Genomic DNA, 12,664 nt, shown 5'->3' with positions numbered 1-12,664 from the left:
CCACGCTTATGTTTATTTCTCTTGGTGACCTGTCGCTGGATTTGCTTCGAGGCTTTGAGGCGGCTGCCCGCCTGCGCAGCTTCACGGCCGCCGCCATTGAACTGGGTACTACCCAGCCGGCTATCAGCCAGCAAATGAAAAGACTTGAAGAGCAACTCGCAACGCGCCTGTTCAACCGTATCTATCGCGGCATCGAACTCACCGACGCCGGGGAGATTCTGTTCAATCATGTGCAGGCCGGGTTGCAGTCAATGGACGCCGGGCTGAGCCTCATTACCGAGCAGCATCAGCATGAGGTGCTGCAGGTGGCGACGGATTTCGCCTTCGCTGCGTATTGGCTGATGCCGCGTCTGCATCGCTTTCACAAGGACAACCCCGACGTCGACGTCAGCCTGGTGACCAGCGAGCGCAGCCACAGCATGCTGCGTGCGGATATTGATGTGGCGGTGTTGTTCGGCGACGGGCGATTCAAGCAGGGAGAAAGCCACTGGTTGTTCAGCGAAGAAGTGTTCCCAGTCTGCAGCCCGCAGTTGTTGAAGGGTCGCGACCTGCCCTTGCCCACCGAGGCGCTGAAAGACCTCGCGCTGCTGCACCTTCGCGGCGAAGGCGGCAACAACTGGTTTGACTGGAGCGGCGTATTCCGCGCTTTGAATATCCCGCAGGAACCCGCGCCGGGGCAGCTGAGATTCGATAACTACACGCTGCTGATTCAAGCCGCAATCGGTGGCCAGGGCGTGGCCATTGGCTGGCTACATCTGGTGGATGATTTGTTGGAGCAGGGTTTGCTGTGCCGCCCGATCGAGGCCAGCGCCGTCTCCGGATACGGGTATTACATCGTCCTGCCGCAGCGCAAGCGGCGCGTGCAGATCGTGCAGCGGTTCGTGGACTGGTTAAGAAGTGAACAGGCATTGAGCGGAGATTTGTTGAAAGGCAAGGCGCTGCCGTCGATTGCGGTTTAAGTAAGCTATTAAAAATGCGCCAACGTTTGATGTATGCCCAATCAATCAAATGCTGTGCTGTCTCGTTAGCATCTTAGCAGTCCAGAAGGTTCCTACAACTTTATCAGATGTATTGCAGTTTACTTGGCCATCGGTTTACGGTTAATTCACTTCTGTAGTTTGTGTAGAAGAATTAGATCGAGTCTATGCTCTTTTGTCTAAGTCGGTATTTTTTGTCGGAACTTCACTATGCGTAATTTTCTAACAACGGCGCTCTTAAATATAAGAGTGTATTTAACGACGACTTGGCGATGGCTGGCAGAGCGGGTAAGCAGGAGAATCATTATTCTCTTTCTTAATGTCTGCAGGTTGGTTTTGGTTGCTTACATATTGCTCATCTTTTTTGGGTGCTACAGTGCCTTTTGGTTTATATAACTATCATCTTTTTGAAAGTTGGAATACTGACGCCTAACTATCTAAATAAATCGATCTTGATATGTTGAACATCTTGCGGGTATATGACTCGCCAGGTGCTATGCATAACGTCCTGCAAACATACGGGTATAAGTAGGCAGTACTCGCTGGAGGGATCATGGATGCCAATTCGCTCTCAGGCTCCGCGGCAGTGAACTTCCTGAGCTTACAGCGCAGCGTGACGGCCGCCCATTTTCAGATCATACAATCCGCTGGGTTTATGATCGCATGGCTCAGGGTTACCTCGATAAGCTTTACGCCCAGTACAACAGTCAAGGCGTAGTCAACAGAGATATAAATCATCGTGAGGCATGGGATGTGCACAACAATGTTTTCCCAAGTCTCGGGTTTGTCCCGGACGCTTGGACGCTGAATTCAGTTTTCAACGTCATGGCAAATGATGAAATAAGGGAGCGATATTGGACTGAAATTCTTGAATCCGCAGGTGATCCTGTCGCAGAAGTTTTGATCTTCATAAAGACAGAGACTTTTATGGCAACTGCTTCAGTGATGGGTAACGCGGATGTGAAAGCTGTTACTCATAGCTGGCGTTCACGAGTAGACACACCATCAACATTTACGGCAGTTGGGAGCAGTGCCACTGGAATGATCGTTGATCGAGTCGATAATCTTTTTAAAGATATTACCAACACCGTCCTAGGGCCCGCACCCGCAGCAACTCTGCTGCCAGTGCCAAATGCCGCTACTACGCCACCGCCTCCAATACCCGCGCCGCCGCGATTACCAGTCCACCCTGTACGTAAACCTCGCAAGAGGCCACGCCTTCCCCCGCCGACGACCCATAGGGGTCATCCCGGAAGTGGATATGAACAAAGCGGTGGAGGGGGGCGTGGGCCAGTTTTCTGGCTAGAGTGATGTGACTAACTACTGATCCTTATTTGAAGCGCGCTTGATCACGAAAGGTGGTGAGTCATCGCGATTTGCACTGACTGAAACAACGCGTTCGCGGGCAAGCGCGCTCCTGCAGATTTTGCGCCCATCTCACGTGCAGGGCGGACGCGATCCAGAGGGGCTCTTAATTCAGCACGCCATCCAGGATTTCATAAACGATGCCGCTGCCGATTGCGATCAGCACAACGTCCGGGCCCAGGCGGCGCCATTCGTAGCCATCGTATTGAGGCAGGTATTGCAGTGAGCGTTGGTCCAGGCGACGACCGTAACCGCGTGGCAGCGGGTGGCCTTTCGAGATGTGGACGCCAGGGGGCAGCGGCTGACCGCGACCGATGACTTCACGGTGTTCGGTGATGGTCCGGCGCACGTCGCCGAAGTCAGCAGGAGGACGGCCGCCACGCTGATTGTTGTCACGGTTATCGGCACGCGGTTCGTTGCGATGTTCGTTGCCGTTGCCGTTGTTATTGCCATTGCCGCGATCGCCCTGCGGACCGCCTTGCTGGCCGTTGTCCTGATGCTGGCCCGGGCCATTGTCATCGCCGCCGCGTTGATCCGGTGGTGCGGCCTGAACCAGCGCGCTGGCGCTGAGCATCAACACGCCCAACCCGGCGATCAAACGATTCGAGACTTTCATGTAGCGCGCTCCTGAGCGAATTCGAGTTAGCAAAAAGGGGTTCAGAACTCAGGTCCTGAACCCCTTGGCTGTACTGATTAGTCTGCTAACGAAGACTTAGATTCCTCTGTATCAGGAACTTTACCTTCAGGACACACGTGCCTTACGAACACCTTCGGACAGTTGCGAACACAGTTGCAGCACGTTGCTGACAGCCTCATCAGCGGACTGCGCGTTGGCGATGTGATCGATCAGCGCAGAGCCGACGACCACACCATCGGCAACCCTGGCGATGGCCGCCGCCTGCTCCGGCGTGCGAATCCCGAAACCGACGCTGATCGGCAAATCAGAGTGACGACGCAGCCGTGCCACCGCTTCCTTGACGTGATCGATGGTGGCCGAGCCCGCACCGGTCACACCGGCGACCGACACGTAGTAGATGAAGCCTGAACTGCCATTGAGCACGGTCGGCAGACGAATGTCATCGGTAGTTGGCGTGGTCAGGCGGATGAAGTCCAGCCCAGCGCTCTGAGCAGGGTCGCACAACTCGCCGTTATGCTCGGGCGGCAGATCGACCACGATCAGGCCATCGACGCCCGACTCATGAGCTTCAGAGATGAAGCGCTCGACGCCGTAGTTGTGAATCGGGTTGTAGTAGCCCATCAGCACCAAAGGTGTGCTGCTGTCCTCAGCGCGGAACTCGCGCACCATTTGCAGGGTTTTCGCCAGATTCTGCTTGGCGTCCAGTGCGCGAATGTTCGCCAGCTGGATCGCTGGCCCATCGGCCATCGGATCAGTGAACGGCATGCCCAGCTCGATCACATCAGCACCGGCTTTGGGCAGACCCTTAAGGATCGCCAGAGAGGTGGTGTAAGACGGGTCGCCAGCGGTGATAAATGTCACCAGGGCTGCACGGTCCTGCTCTTTCAACTCGGCAAAACGGGTTTGCAGGCGGCTCATCAGTGTTTCTCCTGCTTGGACAGATCCAGATGATGCATGACGGTTTGCATGTCCTTGTCGCCGCGACCGGACAGGTTGACCACCATCAGGTGATCCTTGGGCAATGTCGGGGCGCGTTTGAGCACTTCAGCCAGGGCATGGGCACTTTCCAGCGCCGGGATGATGCCCTCCAGACGGCAGCACTGGTGGAAAGCGGCCAAGGCTTCGTTATCGGTGACCGAGGTGTATTCGACACGACCGATATCGTGCAACCAGGCATGCTCCGGTCCGATACCTGGATAGTCCAGACCGGCAGAAATCGAGTGGGCATCGATGATCTGGCCGTCGTCATCCTGCAGCAGGAAGGTGCGGTTGCCATGCAGCACGCCCGGTACGCCGCCGTTTAGGCTCGCTGCGTGTTTGCCGGTTTCAATGCCGTGGCCAGCCGCTTCGACACCAATGATGCGCACGCTGGTGTCGTCCAGGAACGGGTGGAACAGGCCCATCGCATTCGAACCGCCGCCGATGCACGCCACCAGGCTGTCGGGCAGGCGGCCCTCCTGCTCTTGCAGTTGCTGGCGGGTTTCCTTGCCGATGACGGCCTGGAAGTCACGAACCATCGCCGGATAAGGGTGTGGCCCGGCCACGGTACCGATCAGGTAAAAAGTGCTGTCGACGTTGGTCACCCAGTCACGCAGCGCTTCGTTCATTGCGTCTTTCAGGGTGCCGGTGCCGGCAACGACCGGGATCACGGTGGCGCCCAGCAGCTTCATGCGAAACACGTTCGCCTGCTGGCGCTCGATATCGGTGGTGCCCATGTAGATCACGCATTCCAGACCAAAACGCGCGGCCACGGTGGCGGTGGCCACGCCGTGCATGCCAGCGCCGGTTTCGGCAATGATGCGTTTCTTGCCCATGCGCCGTGCCAGCAGAATCTGCCCGATGCAGTTGTTGATCTTGTGGGCGCCGGTGTGGTTCAGCTCTTCGCGCTTGAGGTAGATCTTGGCACCGCCGCAATGCTCGGTCAGACGCTCGGCAAAATACAGCGGGCTCGGACGCCCAACGTAGTCGCGCTGGAAATAGGCCAGTTCCTTGAGAAACGCAGGGTCTTCTTTCGCCGCTTCGTACTCACGGCTCAGGTCAAGGATCAGTGGCATCAAGGTTTCGGCGACATAGCGGCCGCCGAACGCGCCGAACATGCCGCGGGCGTCCGGGCCGTTGCGATATTGGGTCTGGGTCATGCTGAAGACCTCCGAAGTGACGAAATAGGGTAAGCCGTTGAGGCAGTGAACCCACTTTAACCAGCGCAAAGGCCTATGAAAACCGATAAGATCGCCGCAACCTGTCATAAAAACTCACAGATGCCATGAGCCGGGACCTTCCTCCGTTGAACGCCTTGCGGGCTTTCGAAGCCGCTGCCCGCCTGAATAGCGTCAGCCTTGCGGCCGCGCAGTTGCACGTTACCCATGGCGCCGTGAGTCGTCAGCTTAAAGTACTGGAAGAGCACGTGGGCGTGCCACTTTTCGCTAAGGAAGGTCGAGGCCTTAAACTCACAGATGCCGGTGTCAGGCTGCGTGATGCGACTGGCGAGGCCTTCGACCGACTACGTAGCGTATGTGCAGAGTTGAGCCGAGGCGGCGCCGATGCGCCTTTCGTACTGGGCTGCTCAGGCAGTTTGCTGGCGCGCTGGTTCATCCCGCGATTGGGACGGCTGAACGCCGATTTGCCGGATTTGCGCTTGCATCTGTCGGCCGGTGAAGGCGATCTCGACCCTCGACGTCCTGGCCTGGATGCGTTGTTAGTGTTCGCCGAACCGCCCTGGCCTGCTGACATGCAGGTCTTCGAGTTGGCGAGCGAGCGCATAGGGCCTGTGCTAAGTCCACGGTTTGCGCGGTTCGAGGCATTGAGCCACGCGCCGTTACAGGCGCTGTTAAATGAGCCGTTGCTGCAAACCCTGTCGCGCTTGCAGGCCTGGCCGAGTTGGGCGAAACAGAACGGCATCGAGCCCGACGCATTGAGTTATGGTCAAGGATTCGAGCATCTGTATTACTTGCTGGAGGCCGCTGTTGCGGGGTTGGGAATTGCCATCGCACCTGAACAACTGGTGGCCGACGACCTGAAGGCAGGACGCCTCGCTGCGCCATGGGGGTTTACTAAAACCCCGGCGCAACTGGCGTTATGGGTTCCTAAACGTGCCGCTGACGGACGTGCCCTGCAACTGGCTCAATGGCTCAGGCAAGAGCTTGGACGTTCAGGTCAGGCCTGATCAGTTGCTGCGTTTGCACAGCAGATAAGCGGCCAGCAGACCGACCGCACCGACGGCGACCCCGGCCGTGGTCCAAGGGTGTTCCTGTGCATAATCACGTGTAGCCAGGCTGGTTTCGCGAGTCTTATCCTTGACGTCTTCATAGACATCGCTCAACAGGCTGCGCGAATGGCTCAGCGCGCTTTCGGCATTGGCTTTGAGGGTCTTCAGGGTCTTGCGCGACTCGTCCGAAGCGTCCGACTTCAAGCTCTCCAACGACTTGAGCAGACTTTCGATCTCAGCTTCCATACTTTGCAAAGACGCTTTACGGGATGACGTGAATGCCATGGTGTGACTCTCCTGCAGTGATGAGTGGCGTGTGTTGGTTCCGACTACAGGGTTTTGAGAAAGTGCAGTGTGGATTCGCAGACCCCGTTTTTCTTTGTGAACTTTTCGGGCGCTTTCCACGACAGACGTAGAGAGCAAATTTGCTGCTACGCCTATTGAGACCACTTGGAGAACTGCCATGTCTGACCATCACACCTACAAGCTGCTTGAACTGGTCGGCTCGTCGACCACCAGCATTGACGACGCGATCCAGAATGCAATTGCCCGAGCGGCTGAAACCGTGAAGCTGATGGAGTGGTTCGAAGTGCTCGAAACGCGAGGCCATATCAAGGACGGCAAGGTCGAGCATTTTCAGGTCACCCTCAAAGTAGGTTTCCGTCTCGAAGACAGCTGATGAACTTTTAAGCTGGCTGAATGCCACAACCTTCGCTATACATACCGCGCTGTCGTAAACGCGACACGAGGATCATGTGCCAGGCCGCTTCTTTCAAGCGGCCTTATACGCCTGAAAAGCGCCTGACGAGGGAGTGTGACCGATGAAGAAGATTCTTTTGGCTGTAGGGTTGTTGAGCATTGCGGGCACTACCATGGCAGCCGGGAAATCGTGCGATGACGTGAAGGCGGATATCGATGCGAAGATCAAGGCCAACGGTGCCTCTTCCTACACACTGGAAGCTGTGGATAAGGGCAGCGCTGCCGATGGCAAAGTCGTCGGTACGTGTGAAGGTGGTACCAAGGAACTGGTTTACAAACGCGGCTGATTCGGCCCCGTGATAAAAAACCGACGCATAGGCGTCGGTTTTTTTTGGAGGTGGTTTGGCTGCGGCCTAAAGCGACCGCGAGCCGCCAGCCGTGCGCGCCTACCGCTGTCACATACGGTTTGCCGAGGGTAGCGTGCACATGCGTGCCACTGCCGACATGGAAGGTTGCCCAGGCTCAGGGACTTGCTCGCGTCTGCGTTTGACTCAGCTGCGGGCCACCTGCGCCAGAATCTCATACGAGCGCAGCCGATCTGCATGTTCATACATGTCACAGGTAAAAATCAGTTCATCGGCGTCGGTTTGCTCCAGCAGCACATCCAGCTTGGCGCGAATCTTTTGAGGACTGCCGACCATGGCAATACCAAAGAAATCCATGACCGCATCGCGCTCATGGGGCAGCCATAGGCCGTTCATGCTCTCAACCGGTGGCTTCTGCATCAGGCTTTGTCCGCGGATCAAGCTCAGGATTCGTTGATACACCGAGGTCGCCAGGTATTCGGCGCGCTCGTCGGTATCGGCGGCGGCCAACGGCACACCGAGCATCACATAAGGCTTGTCGAGCACGGCTGAGGGCTGGAAGTGACTGCGGTAGACGCGAATCGCCTCATGCATGAAGCGTGGCGCAAAGTGCGAAGCGAAGGCGTACGGCAAACCACGTTGCCCCGCCAGTTGCGCGCTGAACAGACTCGAGCCCAGCAGCCAGATCGGCACGTTAGTGTTGGTGCCTGGTACGGCGATCACCCGTTGGTGCGGTTGGCGCGGGCCGAGATAGCTCATGAGTTCAGCGACGTCATCGGGGAAATCGTCGGCGCTGCCGGAGCGTTCGCGACGCAAGGCACGCGCGGTCATCTGATCGGAGCCGGGTGCGCGGCCCAGCCCGAGATCGATACGGCCGGGATAGAGGCTGGCCAGGGTGCCGAACTGCTCGGCGATCACCAGCGGTGCATGGTTGGGTAGCATGACGCCTCCCGAACCTACGCGAATGGTCGAGGTGCCACCTGCCAGGTAGGCCAGCAGCACCGACGTCGCGGAACTGGCGATGCCGTCCATGTTGTGGTGCTCGGCCACCCAGAATCGGTTGTATCCCCATTTTTCGACATGCTGAGCCAGGTCCAGCGAGTTACGCAGCGACTGCGCCGTACCCTTATCTTCGCGAACCGGCACCAGGTCGAGGGTGGAAATCTTCACATCAGCTAAGCGTTTCATAGGCCGTGGTGGATCCTCTTGAGGGCTTGGTTGGGCGCCGGACGCTTCCTAAAGCGAGAGCTGTACCTGCGTTAAGCCTAAATATTTGCGTTAAGGCTTTAGGATAAAGCCGTATTTTCAGGTTGCAATGGGTAAGTAGCAATTTCCTACTAATTTGGTCGGATTTGCCGCGGTGAGAAATCAGCAAATAACGCCGGCCTGTGAGAACCGCGGAACTAAGTTCCGCCTACACTCCTCACACTTTTAGTCCAGTGCGAGCCAATCGCACTTATTTTCACGAGGAGACACCATGAGCATCGTCAAGAAAGCATCCGCACATTGGGAAGGTGACCTGAAGTCTGGTACCGGTAGCATCTCCACTGAAACCGGCGTGCTGCGTGAAGCGCCCTACGGTTTCAAAGCGCGCTTCGAAGGCGGCAAGGGCACCAACCCGGAAGAACTGATCGGCGCAGCCCACGCGGGTTGCTTCTCGATGGCCCTGTCGATGATTCTCGGCGACGCCGGTTTGAAAGCCGACGCCATTGATACGCAAGCTGAAGTGAAACTGGATCAGGTGGATGGTGGTTTCTCTATTACTGCTGTGCACCTGACTCTCAAGGCCAAGATTCCAGGCGCTACCCAAGCGCAGTTCGATGAACTGACCGCCAAAGCCAAAGAAGGCTGCCCGGTATCGAAAGTGCTGAATGCCAAGATCACACTGAACGCCACCCTGGTCAGCTGATCCGTTCGCAACCGCATGACTCCGATGGCCCGCCTATGCGGGTCATCTGCGTTTCTGAGGCCAGCGAACCGGCGGCGGCGAGCAATGTCACATGAAAGGCCGTTGCGTATCGCGCGGCCTCGCAGGAGTCGAACATGAAGCGTCTAGCCGTAACCCTGATCCTCGGTGCACTGATCCCCAGTGCGTTCGCCGCCCCCAAGCCTTGTGAAGAACTCAAGGCCGAGATCGAAGCCAAGATCCAGGCGCAGAACGTCAGCTCTTATACGCTGGAGATCGTGAGCAACGACGAAGCCAAGGACCCCAATATGGTGAAAGGTTCCTGCGAAAACGGCACGAAGAAGATCATCTATCAGAACAATGATCGGTGACTTTCAAGATTCTGCCGAAGACGCAGGAGCATAGCTGGCTCGCGACGTGGTGAAGCGGCAGCAAAAGCGGGCGTAGTCGTCGTGTCAGCTACACCCAGTTGGCAGGGTTTACTGCCGATACCCAGCCGATCGCGAGCAGGTTGCGCTTTTATGCCTTCCGGTCAGAGCCAAACGCCATTGAACATTGAAGTGGTAGTCAGCGTTTCAAGGATTACAAAAGATCTGACCCTCCTCCGCTAGCACCTTACGCTGCTCATCGCGCAGCTGCGCATCGATGCTGTTGGCAATATGGCGCACATCCAGGCGATAACGGTGCCCGGCCTCGAAGTGGTCATAGTCGATGGTGACGTAGCAAGTCAGCTCGTTGTAGATGTCCATCGACAGTCCCAGCCCGCCTGGCGCGTATTCGTAGTCGTAACGTACTTCAAGCCTGTGCTTGCCCGGGCTTACCTGAAAATAGCGACCGTCTTCAGTGCGCACGCCATCGAGTTTGTCGGCCATCAGCGTCTTGCCGGTGAAGGTATGCAGATCAACCCAGGCCTGTTGCGGGTCGACCGCAGGCAGCGGGCCTGCGCAACCGGCCAGCAGGCTCAGGGCAATGATCGAGAGGTGCAGGCGCATGACGGACTCCGCGTTCAGGCGATGACATTGTGGGTTGCGCGATGGACCGGCTCTGCGGCATAACGCTGGTGGTGGGCAATTCTTGTATTAGACGTTAAGGCGCTGCATGAATCGATTGAACCTCTTGTGTCTGGGGCGCGCCTTACCGGCGCTGACGATTTTACTCCTCAGCGGTTGCTCCAGTCTTTCCTATTACACGCAATTGGCCGGCGGCCAGTTGGCCCTGTTGCGCGCCCGCGAGCCGGTAACGCAGGTGATTGCTGATCCGCAGCGCGACCCTGAATTGCGTGATCACCTGATCAAGTCGCAACAAGCAAGAAAGTTTGCCACTCAGCACCTGCACCTGCCGGATAACAAAAGCTATCGCCTGTACGCCGATATCCAACGGCCTTACGTGGTCTGGAATGTATTCGCGACGGGAGAGTTTTCCCTTGACCCGGTCACCCACTGCTTCCCGATTGCGGGCTGCGTGGCTTACCGCGGCTATTACGACCAGGGTGCGGCGCGGGGTGAGGCGGCGCTGCAAAAGCTCGATGGCAAGGACGTGTATGTCGGTGGTGTCGAGGCGTACTCGACCCTTGGCTGGTTTAATGATCCGATCATCAGTTCGATGATGAAGTGGGGCGATGAGCGTCTGGCGACGCTGATCTTCCATGAGTTGGCGCACCAGCGGTTCTACGTCAAGGACGACAGCGAGTTCAATGAGTCTTACGCCACATTCGTGGAAGAAGAAGGCACGCGGCAATGGCGCATCGCGCGTGGGCTGCCTGCCGATACAGCGTCCAGCGAAGCCCTGCGTCGCGATCAACTGACGCAATTGGTGCTGGGCACTCGCGAGCGCCTGAAAGCCTTATACGCCGAGCCTCTGGCCCCAGAGCTTATGCGCCAGCGCAAAGCCGGCGAGTTTGAGCGCTTGCGCGATGAGTACCGGCAACTGCGTGACAGCCAGTGGAATGGCGACAAGCGCTTCGACAGCTGGGTTTACGCGCCGATGAACAACGCCCGGCTGCTGCCCATCGGGCTATATGACCAATGGGTGCCTGCGTTCGAGAAGCTGTTCAAGCAGGTCAACGGTGACTGGCCTGCGTTCTTCGATGCCGTCGAAAATGTGGGTAAGCTGCCGCAGAATCAGCGCAAGGCAGCGTTGGAGCGGTTGATGAAATCTTCCTGATCGCAACGCATCCTGCAGCAGGCCGGCTTGCCGACGGTAACGATCCAGGGCCTCACCGCCGGCAAGCTGGACCGCTACAGGATGCGCCCGCCATTGGCTCGCCTCAAGCCTTCAAGAATGCTAGATGCAGCTCTTTCAATGACTCGAAATGATAGGTTGGTGCTTCGGCCTGCAGTTCTTCACGACTGCCAAATCCATACCCCACGGCCGCCACGTCCAGCCCGTTACGCTTGCCGCCAATCAAATCGTGCTTGCGATCACCGATCATTAACGTCTGCTTAGGATCGAGCTTTTGCTCATCCAGCAAATGCCGAATCAGCTCGACCTTGTCGGTCCGAGTGCCGTCCAGTTCACTGCCATAAATCAGCTTGAAATGCCGGGCGAAGTCGAAATGCCGGGCGATCTCGTGGGCGAATACCCAAGGCTTGGACGTAGCGATGAACAGCGTGCGGCCCTGATCCGACAGCAGGTCGAGCAGCTCTAACACGCCATCGAACACCCTGTTTTCGTACAGCCCGGTGACCTTGAAGCGCTCGCGATAGAAGCCCACCGCTTCCCAGGCCTTGGCCTCGTCAAACGCATAGGCATGCATGAACTGCTGCAACAGCGGCGGGCCGATAAAGTGTTCGAGTCGAGTGATGTCGGGCTCCTCTATGCCTAGTTTGCTCAATGCGAACTGGATCGACCGCGTAATGCCTTCGCGAGGATCGGTCAGCGTGCCGTCCAGGTCGAACAGAATATTCTGGTAATGCATGTCGTCTCTCATGGGCGGCTGTGGATAAGCGGCTCAGCAGGGTTTATCGAAACCTTCGGCCAGATGCTGATCCTTGAGTTTGGCGTAGTTGCTCGCGCTGTATGGGAAAAACGCGATTTCCTTTTCCGTCAGCGGGCGCACCTGTTTCACAGGACGGCCAACGTAAAGAAAGCCGCTCTCAAGACGCTTGCCCGGTGGAACGAGGCTACCTGCGCCGATGATCACCTCATTCTCAACCACCGCCCCGTCCATGATCGTGCTGCCCATGCCGATCAGGATTCGGCTGCCAATCGTGCAGCCGTGCAGCATCACCTTATGGCCAATGGTCACTTCATCGCCGATCAACAGCGGGAAACCGTCCGGGTTGAAGGGACCGGCGTGGGTGATATGCAGCACACTGCCGTCCTGCACACTGGTGCGGGCGCCGATCCGGATACGATGCATGTCGCCGCGGATCACCGTTAGTGGCCAGACCGAACTGTCGGCGCCGATTTCGACATCGCCGATGACAATCGCCGAATGATCGACAAACGCCCGTTCCCCAAGGGCTGGCGTGTGATGCTGGAACTTGCGAATAGCCACGATAGGCTCCT

General features: G+C 57.4%; 15 protein-coding genes. 7 read left to right on the top strand and 8 right to left on the bottom strand.

What is annotated here, in order from left to right; all coding sequences use genetic code 11:
• Positions 1–8 precede the first annotated feature (8 nt).
• Positions 9–959: a choline sulfate utilization transcriptional regulator gene (locus B3I26_RS21170; RefSeq protein ID WP_296260560.1), complete on the top strand. Its 951-nt coding sequence runs from the start codon at positions 9–11 to the stop codon at positions 957–959.
• A gap of 1,489 nt (positions 960–2,448) precedes the next feature.
• Here B3I26_RS21170 and B3I26_RS21165 read toward each other — a convergent pair.
• From B3I26_RS21165 to trpB, 3 genes are all read right to left on the bottom strand, one after another.
• Positions 2,449–2,958, bottom strand: coding sequence for an anti-virulence regulator CigR family protein (locus B3I26_RS21165; RefSeq protein ID WP_296260558.1), 510 nt, complete (start codon positions 2,956–2,958; stop codon positions 2,449–2,451).
• Between the two features lie 126 nt (positions 2,959–3,084).
• Positions 3,085–3,897, bottom strand: coding sequence for a tryptophan synthase subunit alpha (trpA, locus tag B3I26_RS21160; protein ID WP_296260557.1), 813 nt, complete (start codon positions 3,895–3,897; stop codon positions 3,085–3,087).
• Positions 3,897–5,117, bottom strand: a complete 1,221-nt coding sequence (gene trpB / locus B3I26_RS21155) for a tryptophan synthase subunit beta (RefSeq protein ID WP_296260555.1) — start codon at positions 5,115–5,117, stop codon at positions 3,897–3,899. The genes trpA and trpB overlap by 1 nt, the downstream gene beginning before the upstream one ends.
• A 125-nt stretch (positions 5,118–5,242) precedes the next feature.
• On the opposite strand from trpB, the gene B3I26_RS21150 reads away from it, so the two are divergent.
• Positions 5,243–6,142, top strand: coding sequence for a LysR family transcriptional regulator (locus B3I26_RS21150; protein ID WP_296260553.1), 900 nt, complete (start codon positions 5,243–5,245; stop codon positions 6,140–6,142).
• On the opposite strand, the gene B3I26_RS21145 is transcribed toward B3I26_RS21150, so the two are convergent.
• Complete coding sequence (locus B3I26_RS21145; protein ID WP_296260551.1) at positions 6,143–6,469, bottom strand: DUF883 family protein; 327 nt, start codon at positions 6,467–6,469, stop codon at positions 6,143–6,145.
• A gap of 178 nt (positions 6,470–6,647) precedes the next feature.
• Here B3I26_RS21145 and B3I26_RS21140 point away from each other — a divergent pair, with 178 nt between their 5' ends.
• Positions 6,648–6,863, top strand: a complete 216-nt coding sequence (locus B3I26_RS21140; protein ID WP_296260549.1) for a dodecin — start codon at positions 6,648–6,650, stop codon at positions 6,861–6,863.
• Between the two features lie 142 nt (positions 6,864–7,005).
• Positions 7,006–7,230, top strand: a complete 225-nt coding sequence (locus B3I26_RS21135) for a DUF1161 domain-containing protein (protein ID WP_296260546.1) — start codon at positions 7,006–7,008, stop codon at positions 7,228–7,230.
• A 204-nt stretch (positions 7,231–7,434) separates the two neighbouring features.
• On the opposite strand, the gene B3I26_RS21130 is transcribed toward B3I26_RS21135, so the two are convergent.
• Positions 7,435–8,436 carry an LLM class flavin-dependent oxidoreductase gene (locus tag B3I26_RS21130; RefSeq protein ID WP_296260545.1) on the bottom strand — a complete coding sequence of 334 codons (1,002 nt, stop codon included), beginning with the start codon at positions 8,434–8,436 and terminating at the stop codon, positions 7,435–7,437.
• A 289-nt stretch (positions 8,437–8,725) separates the two neighbouring features.
• On the opposite strand from B3I26_RS21130, the gene B3I26_RS21125 reads away from it, so the two are divergent.
• Together B3I26_RS21125 and B3I26_RS21120 are read left to right on the top strand one after the other, a co-directional pair.
• Positions 8,726–9,157 (top strand): OsmC family protein, encoded by a 432-nt coding sequence (locus B3I26_RS21125; protein ID WP_296260543.1) that lies wholly within the window; start codon positions 8,726–8,728, stop codon positions 9,155–9,157.
• Between the two features lie 134 nt (positions 9,158–9,291).
• A complete protein-coding gene (locus tag B3I26_RS21120; RefSeq protein ID WP_296260542.1) occupies positions 9,292–9,525 on the top strand; it encodes a DUF1161 domain-containing protein in 234 nt (77 codons plus the stop codon).
• Between the two features lie 204 nt (positions 9,526–9,729).
• Here B3I26_RS21120 and B3I26_RS21115 read toward each other — a convergent pair whose 3' ends face one another.
• On the bottom strand, positions 9,730–10,146 hold the full coding sequence (locus B3I26_RS21115) for a hypothetical protein (RefSeq protein ID WP_296260541.1): 417 nt from the start codon (positions 10,144–10,146) through the stop codon (positions 9,730–9,732).
• Positions 10,147–10,252: 106 nt separating this feature from the next.
• Here B3I26_RS21115 and B3I26_RS21110 point away from each other — a divergent pair, with 106 nt between their 5' ends.
• Positions 10,253–11,317 (top strand): aminopeptidase, encoded by a 1,065-nt coding sequence (locus B3I26_RS21110; RefSeq protein WP_296260540.1) that lies wholly within the window; start codon positions 10,253–10,255, stop codon positions 11,315–11,317.
• Between the two features lie 103 nt (positions 11,318–11,420).
• Here B3I26_RS21110 and B3I26_RS21105 read toward each other — a convergent pair whose 3' ends face one another.
• Positions 11,421–12,071 (bottom strand): HAD family hydrolase, encoded by a 651-nt coding sequence (locus B3I26_RS21105; RefSeq protein WP_296260539.1) that lies wholly within the window; start codon positions 12,069–12,071, stop codon positions 11,421–11,423.
• Between the two features lie 33 nt (positions 12,072–12,104).
• A complete protein-coding gene (locus B3I26_RS21100; protein WP_296260537.1) occupies positions 12,105–12,653 on the bottom strand; it encodes a gamma carbonic anhydrase family protein in 549 nt (182 codons plus the stop codon).
• Between the last annotated feature and the right edge of the window lie 11 nt (positions 12,654–12,664).

Origin of the sequence: Pseudomonas sp. UBA5706, from assembly GCF_002419965.1 — a bacterium.
In the GTDB taxonomy this organism is placed as follows: domain Bacteria; phylum Pseudomonadota; class Gammaproteobacteria; order Pseudomonadales; family Pseudomonadaceae; genus Aquipseudomonas.
The sequence above is the reverse complement of the archived record's forward strand: the minus strand, read 5'-3'. Positions and strand labels throughout refer to the sequence as shown.

Excerpts from the sequence above, each read along its gene's own strand:
- B3I26_RS21170 (WP_296260560.1), top strand. The coding sequence starts at position 9 with ATGTTTATTTCTCTTGGTGACCTGTCGCTGGATTTGCTTCGAGGCTTT.
- B3I26_RS21165 (WP_296260558.1), bottom strand. The coding sequence starts at position 2,958 with ATGAAAGTCTCGAATCGTTTGATCGCCGGGTTGGGCGTGTTGATGCTC.
- trpA (WP_296260557.1), bottom strand. The coding sequence starts at position 3,897 with ATGAGCCGCCTGCAAACCCGTTTTGCCGAGTTGAAAGAGCAGGACCGT.
- trpB (WP_296260555.1), bottom strand. The coding sequence starts at position 5,117 with ATGACCCAGACCCAATATCGCAACGGCCCGGACGCCCGCGGCATGTTC.
- B3I26_RS21150 (WP_296260553.1), top strand. The coding sequence starts at position 5,243 with ATGAGCCGGGACCTTCCTCCGTTGAACGCCTTGCGGGCTTTCGAAGCC.
- B3I26_RS21145 (WP_296260551.1), bottom strand. The coding sequence starts at position 6,469 with ATGGCATTCACGTCATCCCGTAAAGCGTCTTTGCAAAGTATGGAAGCT.
- B3I26_RS21140 (WP_296260549.1), top strand. The coding sequence starts at position 6,648 with ATGTCTGACCATCACACCTACAAGCTGCTTGAACTGGTCGGCTCGTCG.
- B3I26_RS21135 (WP_296260546.1), top strand. The coding sequence starts at position 7,006 with ATGAAGAAGATTCTTTTGGCTGTAGGGTTGTTGAGCATTGCGGGCACT.
- B3I26_RS21130 (WP_296260545.1), bottom strand. The coding sequence starts at position 8,436 with ATGAAACGCTTAGCTGATGTGAAGATTTCCACCCTCGACCTGGTGCCG.
- B3I26_RS21125 (WP_296260543.1), top strand. The coding sequence starts at position 8,726 with ATGAGCATCGTCAAGAAAGCATCCGCACATTGGGAAGGTGACCTGAAG.
- B3I26_RS21120 (WP_296260542.1), top strand. The coding sequence starts at position 9,292 with ATGAAGCGTCTAGCCGTAACCCTGATCCTCGGTGCACTGATCCCCAGT.
- B3I26_RS21115 (WP_296260541.1), bottom strand. The coding sequence starts at position 10,146 with ATGCGCCTGCACCTCTCGATCATTGCCCTGAGCCTGCTGGCCGGTTGC.
- B3I26_RS21110 (WP_296260540.1), top strand. The coding sequence starts at position 10,253 with ATGAATCGATTGAACCTCTTGTGTCTGGGGCGCGCCTTACCGGCGCTG.
- B3I26_RS21105 (WP_296260539.1), bottom strand. The coding sequence starts at position 12,071 with ATGCATTACCAGAATATTCTGTTCGACCTGGACGGCACGCTGACCGAT.